The 12,253-nt window shown below is 58.3% G+C and carries 13 protein-coding genes; 8 read left to right on the top strand and 5 right to left on the bottom strand.

The annotated features are described in order from the left end of the window. Nucleotides 1-7: 7 nt before the first annotated feature. The 3 genes from ACR0CW_RS13270 to ACR0CW_RS13260 all read right to left on the bottom strand — a co-directional run bounded on the left by ACR0CW_RS13270 (nucleotide 8) and on the right by ACR0CW_RS13260 (nucleotide 1,579). Nucleotides 8-226, bottom strand: a complete 219-nt coding sequence (locus tag ACR0CW_RS13270) for a DUF1127 domain-containing protein (RefSeq protein ID WP_480788155.1) — start codon at nucleotides 224-226, stop codon at nucleotides 8-10. Nucleotides 227-362: 136 nt separating this feature from the next. Next, nucleotides 363-758: a carboxymuconolactone decarboxylase family protein gene (locus ACR0CW_RS13265; protein ID WP_480788154.1), complete on the bottom strand. Its 396-nt coding sequence runs from the start codon at nucleotides 756-758 to the stop codon at nucleotides 363-365. Between the two features lie 2 nt (nucleotides 759-760). Beyond that, the gene (locus ACR0CW_RS13260) at nucleotides 761-1,579 is read right to left on the bottom strand and encodes a cyclase family protein (RefSeq protein ID WP_480788153.1); all 819 of its coding nucleotides are present in this window, start codon (nucleotides 1,577-1,579) and stop codon (nucleotides 761-763) included. Between the two features lie 199 nt (nucleotides 1,580-1,778). On the opposite strand from ACR0CW_RS13260, the gene ACR0CW_RS13255 reads away from it, so the two are divergent. Next, entirely contained in the window at nucleotides 1,779-3,872 is a 2,094-nt protein-coding gene (locus ACR0CW_RS13255) for a 3-hydroxyacyl-CoA dehydrogenase NAD-binding domain-containing protein (protein ID WP_480788152.1), read from the top strand. A 130-nt stretch (nucleotides 3,873-4,002) separates the two neighbouring features. Next, complete coding sequence (locus ACR0CW_RS13250; RefSeq protein WP_217353852.1) at nucleotides 4,003-4,419, top strand: PaaI family thioesterase; 417 nt, start codon at nucleotides 4,003-4,005, stop codon at nucleotides 4,417-4,419. 149 nt (nucleotides 4,420-4,568) lie between these two features. Here the strand turns inward: ACR0CW_RS13250 and rpe are convergent, their stop codons facing one another. Beyond that, complete coding sequence (gene rpe, locus ACR0CW_RS13245) at nucleotides 4,569-5,258, bottom strand: ribulose-phosphate 3-epimerase (RefSeq protein ID WP_155148820.1); 690 nt, start codon at nucleotides 5,256-5,258, stop codon at nucleotides 4,569-4,571. 208 nt (nucleotides 5,259-5,466) lie between these two features. On the opposite strand from rpe, the gene ACR0CW_RS13240 reads away from it, so the two are divergent. The 6 genes from ACR0CW_RS13240 (at nucleotide 5,467) to ACR0CW_RS13215 (ending at nucleotide 11,385) form a co-directional block, all read left to right on the top strand. Beyond that, nucleotides 5,467-6,525 carry a hypothetical protein gene (locus tag ACR0CW_RS13240; RefSeq protein ID WP_480788151.1) on the top strand — a complete coding sequence of 353 codons (1,059 nt, stop codon included), beginning with the start codon at nucleotides 5,467-5,469 and terminating at the stop codon, nucleotides 6,523-6,525. 113 nt (nucleotides 6,526-6,638) lie between these two features. Beyond that, the gene (gene phnC, locus ACR0CW_RS13235) at nucleotides 6,639-7,460 is read left to right on the top strand and encodes a phosphonate ABC transporter ATP-binding protein (protein WP_480788150.1); all 822 of its coding nucleotides are present in this window, start codon (nucleotides 6,639-6,641) and stop codon (nucleotides 7,458-7,460) included. A 68-nt stretch (nucleotides 7,461-7,528) separates the two neighbouring features. Beyond that, complete coding sequence (phnD, locus tag ACR0CW_RS13230; RefSeq protein ID WP_480788149.1) at nucleotides 7,529-8,431, top strand: phosphonate ABC transporter substrate-binding protein; 903 nt, start codon at nucleotides 7,529-7,531, stop codon at nucleotides 8,429-8,431. 66 nt (nucleotides 8,432-8,497) lie between these two features. Next, nucleotides 8,498-9,379, top strand: coding sequence for a phosphonate ABC transporter, permease protein PhnE (phnE, locus tag ACR0CW_RS13225; RefSeq protein WP_480788148.1), 882 nt, complete (start codon nucleotides 8,498-8,500; stop codon nucleotides 9,377-9,379). Then, nucleotides 9,376-10,743 (top strand): phosphonate ABC transporter, permease protein PhnE, encoded by a 1,368-nt coding sequence (gene phnE / locus ACR0CW_RS13220; RefSeq protein WP_480788147.1) that lies wholly within the window; start codon nucleotides 9,376-9,378, stop codon nucleotides 10,741-10,743. The genes phnE (ACR0CW_RS13225) and phnE (ACR0CW_RS13220) overlap by 4 nt, the downstream gene beginning before the upstream one ends. A gap of 24 nt (nucleotides 10,744-10,767) precedes the next feature. Next, entirely contained in the window at nucleotides 10,768-11,385 is a 618-nt protein-coding gene (locus tag ACR0CW_RS13215; RefSeq protein ID WP_480788146.1) for an LbetaH domain-containing protein, read from the top strand. A 154-nt stretch (nucleotides 11,386-11,539) separates the two neighbouring features. On the opposite strand, the gene phnF is transcribed toward ACR0CW_RS13215, so the two are convergent. Next, on the bottom strand, nucleotides 11,540-12,250 hold the full coding sequence (gene phnF / locus ACR0CW_RS13210; protein ID WP_155148831.1) for a phosphonate metabolism transcriptional regulator PhnF: 711 nt from the start codon (nucleotides 12,248-12,250) through the stop codon (nucleotides 11,540-11,542). Nucleotides 12,251-12,253: the final 3 nt, after the last annotated feature.

The following is a 12,253-nucleotide window of genomic DNA, read 5'->3' as shown; positions in this document are numbered from 1 at the left end:
GCGGGGCTCAGTACACGTCTGCCATGACGAGGCGCACAATGTCCTCGCGCTGGATGCTGCGGGCAGCAAGCTCTTCGTCGGTCAGCTCGTGCAGGGCCTTGATTCTGAGGACCTTTGCATTGGCTTCCCCAACGCTGATCAGGGCCTCGTAGATACCGTTGAAGATATCGCCGACGACCGCCAGCAGGTTCATGACGGCTGAACGATGAGATGTGGAATGTGCCATGAGCAGTTCCCCTTTTGGTCTGAAACCGACGCGGGGAACTTAGGCTCTGTGCTGCGGTGCAGCTAGCCGCTTTTGCGAATAGCCGCTGTGCGTTTCGTGCAAATCTGCATTGGAAATGCCAGATTTACGGGCGGGTTCAGGCTGAAAACACCTCATCTGTCGGCACCTGCAGGGCTGTTGCCAGTGCATTGGTCTGGCTTGCCATTGCGATAACTGCAAGCAATTCGCCATACATCTCGTCCGTCATGCCCTTGGCGCGTGCGGCTGCAGAATGTGAATGGACGCAGTATTCGCATTTGTTTGCCGTCGATACGGCGACATAAAGCAGTTCCTTGACCAACGGATCAAGCGCACCCGGTGCCATCACTGTTTTCAACCGGTTCCATGTCGCGCGCAACAGATCGGGGTCATGGGCTAGCGCGCGCCAGAAGTTGTTGATGTATTCCGTGCCTCGGGTGGCGCGAATATCTTCAAAGACCGCCAGCGCCTCGGCGCTGACGTCTTCGTCCGTCAAAAGGCGAACTGTTGCCATGATCAAACCATCGCAAAGATGCGGGCCGGGCCGCCCGAGCCGCCCCGGTGGGCTGGAGCTCCAACAACCAGCGTTGCGCCTGTGGCCGGAACCTTGTCGAGATTGGCAAGGTTCTCGATACCGTAGCGGTTGGTTGGCAGCCAGGCATAGTGGGTCGCGAAATCAGCTGACGGCCCGTGATCCAGCGACAGCGTATCAACGGCCATTGCAATGGCCCCGGTGTCTTCCATCAGCATCTGCGCGGCTTCGACGTGGAAGCCGGGAAAATGCATCTTGCCTTCGCCATCGGCATTCCGGAACCCGGGGGTTGCGGTTTTGGGCCCCCAGCCGGAATGCATGGCAATGCAGAACCTTTCGGGGAACGGGCCATTGGTGTCGATCCAGATGTTCAGATCATCAGGCGTGACCTGCGTATCCGGATCATCCTGCGCGCGCTCGGCGATATCCACAACGCACAGCGGGCAAATCAGATTTGAGACCGGGATTTCGTCGACGGACTGACCATCGGCAGAGAAGTGTAGCGGGGCATCAATATGCGTACCTGTGTGTTCGTTCACAGCCAGATTGAACAGATTGAAGCCATGGTCCTTGAAATTGAAGGCCTGGGTCGCCTCGATCCCGGGTTCCCCGAAATAGGTCGGGAATTCGGCGTCATAGAAATGGGTCATATCCACAACCTCACCATGGCCCTGTGCCATTGCAGGTGTTCCGGCTGCAGTTCCCAGTGTCGCTCCGGCGGCCATTGCGGCACCGCCTTTGAAAAATGACCGCCGGGACAGCATCCTGTCTTTCACGGCGTTCATCACGCAAACATCACACATAATAAAGCTCCCTGTTCTAAAAATTCTCTGTAGGTCCGGAGTTTGCGCCGGATACGCTGATCAACCTAGCACGAATCCCCGATTGTCCCCTTTATGGGGTTGAACATACCTTTCGGTGCGTTCAATTTATTGCGAAATGCAATTCCGCATAGCGAAATCATGCATCGTGAATGCTGATTTGAAAGAGGAGACAGGGCTGATGTCCCAGGCAGTCGAATATGAACGTATCGGCGAAATCGCGGTGCTTGCGGCAAACAACCCGCCAGTCAATGCGCTGGGTGTTGACGTGCGTCGTGGCCTGCTGGCCGGGATCGAACGCGCCGAAACCGAGGGGGCAAAGGCCGTTCTGATATACGGCAAAGGCCGGACTTTTTTTGCCGGGGCAGACATTCGTGAATTCGGCAAACCACCTCTGGAACCCTTTTTGCCATCGCTGTGCAATCGGATCGAGGCGTCGCCATTGCTTGTCGTCGCAGCCCTGCATGGAACGGCGTTGGGAGGCGGGCTGGAGGTTGCATTGTCATGCCATTATCGCATCGCTGTCCCCTCGGCCAAAGTCGGACTGCCCGAGGTCAAGCTGGGAATCATTCCCGGTGCAGGCGGGACGCAGCGCCTACCCCGTATCACCGGTGTCGAGGCCGCATTGGATGTGATCACCACGGGACGGCAGGTGCAGGCTGATGAGGCTCTGGAATCGGGTGTTGTCGATAAGGTTGAGGACGGCGAACCGCGCGACGTCGGGTTGGCCTATGTTCGGGAGTTGCTGGACATGAATGCGCCACGCCGCGCCGTGGGCGAATTGCCTGTTCCTGCTCCGGTAGATTTCGATTCTGTCTATGATTCCGTGTTGAAGAAAGGCCGTGGTCAGCTGTCTCCGGCGGTTGCAGTGCGCGCTGTGCAAGCCTGCTGCGAAGCCGAGAGTTTTGCGGATGGCATGGCGCGTGAGCGAGCGCTTTTCCAGGATCTTTTGGTGTCGGATCAGAGCAAAGGTCTGAGGCATGCCTTTGCCGCCGAACGCGCTGTTGGAAAGCTGCCGGAACTGAAAGACGTGGACCCGCGAATGGTGCATCAGATCGGTGTGATCGGTGGCGGTACGATGGGTGCAGGGATTGCCACGGCGGCTTTGCTGTCGGGGTTGCCCGTTGTTCTGTTGGAAATGTCCAATGAGGCTGCAATTGCTGCAAAGGAGCGGATTGCAGGAAATCTGGCCGGGGCCGTGAAGCGTGGAAAGCTGAGCAAGGAAGACCACGACGACATTCTGGAGAACAAGCTTGAGCTTGCCACCGGCTACGGTGCGCTGAGCGGCGTTGATCTGGTGATCGAAGCCGTGTTCGAGGACATGGCGGTCAAAAAGCAGGTCTTCACCCAGTTGGATGAGGTCTGCAAAAAGGGTGCGGTTCTGGCGACCAACACCTCATATCTTGATGTGAACGAGATCGCGGCAATGACCAGCCGGCCAGAGGATGTGATCGGGCTGCATTTCTTCTCGCCCGCGCATGTCATGAAGCTGCTGGAGATCGTGGTCGCGGACAAAACCGCGCCTGACGTGGTTGCAACCGGGTTTGCCCTGGGGCAGCGGCTGCGCAAGGTTTCAGTGCGGGCGGGCGTTTGTGACGGCTTTATCGGCAACCGTATCCTGAACACATATCGCGCCTGTGCCGATCACATGGTTCTGGATGGTGCCAGCCCGTATCAGATCGACAAAGCGCTGACGGATTTCGGTTTTGCCATGGGGCCGTTTGCGGTGTCGGATCTGGCGGGACTGGATATCGGTTGGGCGGGGCGCAAGCGTCGTCGGGCCGAGGGGATGGATCCACGTACGCGCGACAGCTCATACGCAGACAAGCTGTGCGAGGACGGGCATTTCGGTCAAAAGACCGGCAAGGGCTACTACATCTACGAGCAGGGCAAGCGTGGGGGGGTGCCGAACCCGGATGTGATGCCGTTGATCGAGGCGGATCGTGCCGCGCAGGGGATCACGCCGCGGGATTTTTCTGATGAGGAAATTGTACGCCGGTATATGACCGCCATGGTCAATGAGGCTGCTAGGGTCGTGGGCGAAGGTATCGCGCGCCGTCCGTTGGATGTGGATGTGACGCTGCTCTATGGTTACGGGTTTCCGCGCTATCGCGGCGGACCACTGAAATGGGCTGATCTGCAAGGGTTGGCCGGGGTGTTGTCAGATATCCGGAACTGGTCGGAGGAAGATGACTATTTCTGGCAACCGGCACCTTTGCTGGAGCAGCTGGTGGCTGAAGGGCGCACATTTGAAGATCTGAACAAAGCTGGTTGAGAATTTGGCTTCAGGTGTAGTCTCGAGGGAAGGCCTGACAGCACGCCGGCATATCCGTAGCCGTATTGCAAAACGCATTGGCTGATCGCAGTGTTGGCTTGCAGTTTATGTTCGGAGCGGTGAAGTGCACTTGAAACAGAATGACGGAGATCACCCACGGGTCCGGCGATCGGGCTGCCAAAATGCGGTCGGGTTCGAGATTGATTTGTCAGACCCCGAGGGATGTGCTCGCTGTCACCTTACGATCTGTGAGGATCACCTGAACAGTCAGGGCATCCTGCATGGCGGGATCATCGCCATGTTGCTGGATGTGGCATGTGGGAACACTGCCTCTGCCTGGTTCGATCGCCAAGAGCACCCTATGGTGCTGACGCTTTCGCTGAACACCAGCTACGTTGCAGCAATCAGAAAAGGCCGGGTGACCGCCGTGGGACGACCGTCAGGAGGCGGACGCAAGCTGGCCCATATCCATGGAGAACTGCACAGTCAGGATGGCGTTTTGATCGCCACGGCAGCAGGAGTGTTCAAGCGCGGTTCCGCAAGATAAAGCGCGGAGTTCGTTCGTGTCCGCGCGACATTGGCTTTACCAATCCAGCCAGTGGTTTTGGGCCCGGCATCGCGCAACGCGCGATGCCGGGCCCAACAGACGGAGATGTTCCGTCAGGAACATTAACGACTGGCGGGAGAGCGCCGAGGTTAGTCGAGCGCCGTTTCTGCCGCCGCACGAACGGCGCGGATGTTTTCGCCATACACCTCGGGATTGGATACGGAGCCACCCTTGAAGACCGCTGAACCGGCCACCAGAACATCAGCGCCAGCGGCTGCAACCAGTGGAGCGGTTTTTGGGTCGACACCGCCATCAATTTCGATGTGGATCGGGCGGTCTCCGATCATGGATCGCAGCCGGCGGACCTTGTCGGTCATGTCGATGAATTTCTGACCGCCAAACCCCGGGTTCACTGTCATCACGCAGACAAGATCTGCAAGGTCCAGAAGATGCTCAACCGCTTCGGCCGGAGTGCCGGGGTTCAGTGCGACACCGGCTTTCATTCCGGCTGCCCGGATTGCTTGCAGCGTGCGATGGGTGTGAGGTCCGGCCTCGACATGGGCCGTCAGGATATCAGCCCCGGCGTCAGCATAGGCCTGAATGTAAGGGTCGACCGGAGTGATCATCAGATGCACGTCCATTACAGTTTTCACATGTGGCCGAAAGGCTTTTACTGCTGGCGGACCAAATGTCAGGTTCGGAACGAAATGCCCGTCCATCACGTCGACATGGACCCAGTCGGCGCCCTGCGCCTCGATGGCCTGAATCTCCTGCCCGAAATTGGCGAAATCGGCGGAAAGGATCGACGGAGCGATCTTGATGCTGCGGTCAAAGCTCATGCTGGCCTCGTGGATTGGAGTGCGTTGCGGCTGATATAGGTGGTTTTTGCGGTCGCGGACAGTCGTATCTGCGTAAACGCGGTGCATTGTGGTGCTGCAAATTGATCTGCTACAACCTGTGCTGTTCACCGCACATTCTGATTTCAGTTGAGGACTTAGGACCTGTACTCGGATTGTCTGACCCGTATCTTCATAACTATATGAAGAGATGAACTATTTCGGGGAACGGACAATGTTCGGTTTCAGGTCATCCAAAAAAGGCGCGCAGGTGCAGGCCGACTACGAAAAAGGCCGGAAGGATGTACTCTACTCAAAACAGCTCAGTAAACGTGGCCGAAAAATGATGTGCTGGTTGTCAATCGGGCTGATCATGGCACGCGCGAAAGTGAGTGGTGCGGAGAAACCCGACTTTTCGTTGATTCCCGCTTGGGCCAGTCTTGCACCGGTCGAGCGCAAAGCGCTGAGAATTGCGCATCTTGCCATGTACGGGGATGAGGGTGATGTGATCGATGCGATGACTGCCCACCCGCATTTGAGCGGCTGGGTCATGTCCATTCAGAGCAGCGCCAGAAGCTACATGGAAGAACTGGGTAGCAAGACCCTTGATCGTGCGATGCTCTATCATGAATATCTGACCGATTTCGGTCACTGGTCGAATCTAAAGCCCTATCCCCATGCAGAGGGCGCGGCCCGCCTGCCGCATTTCATTGCGGTCCTCGTCTATACGACCCTCTCAGCCGAACTGCGTTTTCTTGACAGGCGATACACCCTTCCCGACCCGGGTTTTGAAATCTCGATCAGTGACAATGGGTTTCTCAATTGGCTTGAAGAATACCGTGATCCGGATTTCTGGCCTGAACTGATCCGGGGAATGAACCCGGATCTGGATTCGGCGCTGCCTGTCATCGGATGGATCGTTCAGCAGCCAGATTGCGATCGTGCTACTGCGGCGCAGGCGTTTGTTCTTTTGGATGGAGACAGCATTGTTGGCAAAAGCAGGGCAGACTTGTATGGCCAGCGCGAGAACCTTTGCGCGGATATCTGCGAGCGGGCCGCGAATGGTGGTTATGAGCGTCAGGAGTTGTCATTGGCGGCAGTGGGTCTGGCCGAGGACCCGGCGGAACGGTTTCGAAGATACGCGAACGCCGAGATCAGCGGCGACATTCCTTCACCTGCTGCCCTGTTCGCTGGTTCTGTCGATGGAAGAGCCCTACAAACACCGTTTTACATCCACTCGGAAGATACAGTCGCGCTGGCACTGATCTGACCGTTGGCTGATGGGCAGCACGCCCGCCGCCGTTACAAAACTTTCATCGCAGTGACACACAGCCGTTGATTCCGAGCTTTAGCTGACCCCCCAACACGATTTGGGGGTGGCACGTGCTGCGCATAGAAAAACTGACCAAGCGCTTCGGCGAAAATGTTGCCGTGGATGCTGCGACGCTTGATGTAGACAAGCCGTGCATGATCGGAATTATCGGGCGGTCTGGCGCGGGCAAGTCGACACTGCTGCGGATGATCAACCGCCTGACGGATTCGAGTGTCGGTCAGATCCTGTTTGAAGGTCGGGACATCACTCAACTGAAAGGTCGCGACAAGCGCGCGTGGCAGGCTGACTGTGCGATGATCTTTCAGCAGTTCAATCTGGTACCCCGCCTTGATGTTGTCTCAAACGTTCTGCACGGGACGCTGAACCGGCATTCGACCCTGGCCACAATGTTCAACCTGTTCCCGATGGAGGATATCCACCGGGCCATCGATATCCTAGACCGCCTGGGCATTGCCGAGCATGCGCCCAAGCGGGCCGAAGCCTTGTCGGGCGGCCAGCAGCAGCGCGTCGCCATCGCACGTGCGCTGATGCAGGATCCCAGCATCATTCTGGCGGATGAGCCGATTGCCTCGCTGGACCCGATGAATGCGCAGGTCGTGATGCAGGCCCTGCGCCGTATCCACGAAGAGGACGGCCGCACTGTCATCGCAAACCTTCACACGCTGGATACCGCGCGCCGCTATTGCGATCGCGTGGTTGGCATGCGCGACGGGCGCATCGTGTTTGACGGGTTGCCCGAGCAGCTGACCACCGGGGTTGCCCGCGAAATCTATGGCGCCGACGCCAGCTTCTCGGAAGAGGCGACATCGACCGAGATCGAAACGCTCGACGCCACCCAGAAGGCCCTGATGGAAGCCGAGGCCACCATCTGAGCCACCCCCACCACCTTTCATCGCCCGGCCCGATGAGAGGTCGGGGTAATCAAACTGGAGAGAGACAGATGAAAAAACTAATGGCTGCCCTTGTTGCGACCACTGCCATGGCCGCACCTGCAATGGCTCAGGACATCAGCGAATTCCGCATCGGTATTCTGGGCGGCGAAAACGCTCAGGACCGTCTGAACAACAACGAGTGCCTGCGGGAATACACCGAAGAAGCGCTGGGCGTCGAGACCAAGCTGTTTGCCCCTGCCGACTATAACGGCGTTATTCAGGGTCTGCTGGGCGGCACCATCGACATGGCATGGCTGGGCGCGTCGGGCTACGCCAAAACCTATCTGAGCGATCCTGAGGCGGTTGAGCCGGTTCTGGTCAAAGTGAACGTTGATGGTGGTTACGGCTACTATTCGATCGGGTTTGCACGCAAGGATAGCGGCATCACCTCGCTGGACGACATGAAGGGCAAGACCTTTGGTTTTGGTGACCCGAACTCGACCTCTGGCTATCTGATCCCGTCGATCGAAATCCCACAGGCCACTGGTGCGACCATGGATTCGGGCGACTATTTTGGTGAAGTGAAGTTCACCGGCGGTCACGAGCAGACCATCGTTGCGGTCAACAATGGCGACGTTGACGGTGGCGTTACTTGGGCTGACGGTCTGGGCAACTGGGAAGACGGCTACAACTCGGGCGCCCTGCGCCGTGCTGTTGATGCCGGTCTGGTCGACATGAACGACATGGTCCAAATCTGGAATTCCAAGCCGATCCCGGAAGGTCCGGTAGTTCTGCGCACCGCGCTGCCTGCGGATGTCAAAGAAAAGATGACTGCCCTGATGGCTGGCCTGCATGAGAAAGACCGCGAATGCTTCTACGGTGTTGCCGCGGGTGAGGCAAAAGCGTTCGAGCCGATCACGCATGACGCCTACGAAATCATCATCGAAGCACGCAAGCTGAAGTCCAACTAAGCCTGCCTATCCAATGATCGGGGTCTGGTATTGAACCGGACCCCGTTTTCCCCTCAGGAGCATTCCATGACAGACCTGACTGCAGGGTCCCAAAGCGTCGATCAGATCCGCGACGAATATACAGCGATGACGCGACGCAAGAGGGTCTATGGTGGTATCCTTCTGATCCTGTTCGTGGCTTTGATGGCTGCGGGATTCCGCACCGCTGACAGCCGCAATGCGGGAAGCTTCGCCGACGGCTGGCATCGCATTCTGGACTATCCGGCAGAGGTGCTGTCGGAAGCTTGGGAAAAGATCGGCGCGATGCCGGCGAACCTTGTCGAGTTTTTTCCCGCATTGATCGAGACGCTGAACATCGCGGCGGCGGCGACTTTGGTCGGGACGATCGGCGGAACGTTTCTGGCGCTGATGTCGACGCGGGGCATGGCGCTTTGGCCATCCCTGATCCCGGTCTTCCGCCGGATCTCGGATATCTTCCGCGCCATACCCGAGATCGTGATTGCGCTGGTTCTGATCTTCATTCTGGGTGGTGGCCCGATCCCGGCGATGATCGCCATTGCCATTCACACGGCGGGCGCGCTGGGCAAGCTGTTCTCGGAGGTCAATGAAAACGCCTCGCTCAAACCGGTGGAAGGATTGCAGTCGGTCGGGGCCAACTGGTCACAACGCATGTATCTGGGCGTGATCCCGCAGGTCGGGCCGAACTATGTCAGCTATGCGCTATTGCGGTTCGAGATCAACATCCGCGCCTCGGCCATTCTGGGCTTCGTCGGTGCGGGTGGTCTGGGCTATGAGCTGCGTAATGCCATGTCCTGGGGACAGGGGCGTTACGATGAGGCCGCGGCCATCTTCATCCTGCTTTTTGTCACCATCGTTATCGTGGATCAGCTGTCCGGGCTGCTGCGCGATCGCCTGACCCACGGGTCGGAAAAAGGAGCCACGGCATGAGTACCTTTGCCACCGACCTGTCGATAGATGACCTCAAGGCCGAGGCTGACCGCCTGTTTAGCCGCAAGCGTATCTTGAACTTTGGATTGCCGTGTCTGGTTGTTCTGTACCTGATCTATGTCTTCTTTGCCTTTGACGTGCCCGGGCTGGCCGAACGCGCCAATTGGGAAAACGGCAAGACGCTGGTTTCGGACAGCTACAGTTACAAGACCCATGTCGAGCGCGACAACCGCAATGGTGAAGTTTCGGTTGCCATCGAGGGCGAGCGGAAGGGGGCCTATCCCGAGGGGACCGCGCCGGATTGGGTCGCGTTGGGTGAGACGACCGTGATCGATCTGGAAGACGGACATGTTGTGCGCTTTGGTCCCGAGACGGTCGAGTACGATATCCCGGGTTACGGAAGGGTACGCGCGACACCCAGCCGATCCGCTGGCGTGCAGGCTGAATTGCCGTCAGGGGATGTGCCTGAATGGATCAATGTCTCGAAGAACCGTTTGGCGATCACGACGGATGCGGGCCGTCTGACGGTTACCCGTAACCGATCAGAAGTATTCCGCTATTTCACCGGTTGGGAGCTGTTCTGGTTTACGCTCGATAGCCCCTATTACGGAAAACCCTTCTCGGAGTTGATGGTGCGTGCCGCATCAGGTGAGGCCGGTGCGATCTTCAATGACTTCTGGACCAACAAGATGTGGCGGCATCAGGATGTGGCCTGGGCGATCTTTGAGACCATACTAATGGCCTTTCTGGGAACCCTTGGGGCTGGCCTGATTGCATTGCCGCTGGCCTTCATGGCGACGCGCAATTTCAATCCGTTGCGGTCGGTACGCTTTGTCACGCGCCGGGTGTTCGATTTTGTCCGTGGCGTGGATGCGCTGATCTGGACAGTTGTTCTGGCTCGGGCCTTTGGTCCCGGTCCGCTGACAGGGGCACTGGCCATTCTGGTGACGGATACCGGCACATTCGGCAAGATTTTCTCGGAGGCGCTGGAAAATGTGGATCAGAAGCAGATCGAAGGTGTGCAATCCACCGGAGCGAACGCACCACAGCGCTATCGCTTTGGGGTGATCCCGCAGATCACTCCGGTGTTGTTGAGCCAGTTGCTTTACTTCCTCGAATCCAACACCCGCAGTGCCACCGTAATCGGTGCGATCACCGGCGGCGGAATCGGCCTGCTGCTGACGCAGGCCATCATCACGCAAAAAGACTGGGAAGAGGTCGCCTACTATATCGTCCTGATCATCCTGATGGTGATGCTGATGGATTGGTTCTCGGGCTGGCTGCGCCGACGTCTGATCCAGGGTGAAACCGGAAAGACGCGCAAACCGCGGGATCGCAAGGGCAAGTCGTTCCTTTTGCCGTGACCTAAGAACAAGGACAAAAAGACCATGGCGCGACTGCGTTCCGACCAGCCGTTCATCCATCCCGATTGCCAGATTGCCGGCAGCACCTTTGGCGAGTTTGTCGAGATCGGTGCCGGTACCCGCGTGGCGAATTCCGAGTTCGGCGATTACTCCTATTGCGACCGGACCTGCGACATCGCCAATGCCCGGATCGGCAAGTTTGCGAACATCGCCAGCTTCACTCGGATCGGGGCGACCGATCATCCGATGGAGAAAGCCTCGCTGCATCATTTTCACTATCGGTCAGCTGACTATTGGGACGATGCCGAGGACGATGCCGACTGGTTTGCCCATCGCGCGGGTCGCACAGCGTTTATCGGCCATGACACGTGGATTGGTCATGCCGCGATCATCAAGCCCGAGGTTACCATAGGCCATGGCGCGGTCGTTGCCTCTGGAGCGATTGTCACCAAGGATGTAGCGCCATACACAATTGTTGCTGGCGTGACTGCACAACCGGTGCGTCGCCGCTTTCCCGAGGAGATTGCAGATCGCATGATGGCACTGGCTTGGTGGGATTGGGACAACAGCAGGCTTCGTACTGCCCTGCCAGATTTCCGTGCCATGTCTGCCGAAGCATTTCTGGAAAAACACGAGGCGTGATCTAATCAGCCAAGACAGCTCCCGCGCCCACAGGGACATCGGCTGCGCCGATACCCCTAGGCGGCCTTGGGCCCGGCGCCGCGCATAGCGCGGCGCTATGCCCAACGGGATGAGGCCTCCGTCAGGAGGTTGAAGACGGGCGGGAGCACACCTGTTATTCATCGCTTAGGGTAAGTGTCACGCGCTCACCCGCGAATACGGTCTTGCCATATTCAACGGGTTGTCCGTCAGGATCAGCGTTTACCCCCAGCGAATGCAGCACGGGGGCGCCTTCGGTCAAATGCAGGTGCAGTGCCTGCGTTGCGCTGGCGGATCGCGCGGTCAGGCGGGTCGAAATACGGGTGTAATCCGGCACGCCGCAGGTTTGCAGGGCCTTTGTCACCGATGCATTTTCGGACAGGGCGTCCAGCAGATCGGGAAATCGCTCTGCCGGAAAGACGCTCTGAAACAGACCCACAGGTTGTCCGTCAGCCAGAGACAAGCCGTCATAGACATGAACCGGGTCACCTGTTTGCAGGCCGAGCGCTTCGGCCTCGGCCTCATCAGATGCGCGGGTTGTCAGGGCCAGCACCCGTTTGCCCGGAATCTTACCGCTGGCCGAGATGTTCTTGTGGTATCTGACACGTTTGCCAATCGGGTAGTCGGTGGGGCGAGCCGAAACAAAAACGCCTGCACCGCGCCGGGCGTGGACCAGCCCGCGCTCGGCCAGATCGGACAGCGCCCGTCGGACGGTATGCCGGTTTACGCCATGGGTTGCGGCCAGTTGCGCTTCGGTCGGCAGGCGGTCGCCGGTGTTGTACCGGCCCTCGGCTATATCCGAGGTCAGAGTCAGAGCGATGCTTTTCCAGATCGGTGTTTTGCTCATGTC

The organism is Ruegeria sp. CH6, from assembly GCF_056537005.1.
The sequence above is the reverse complement of the archived record's forward strand: the minus strand, read 5'-3'. Positions and strand labels throughout refer to the sequence as shown.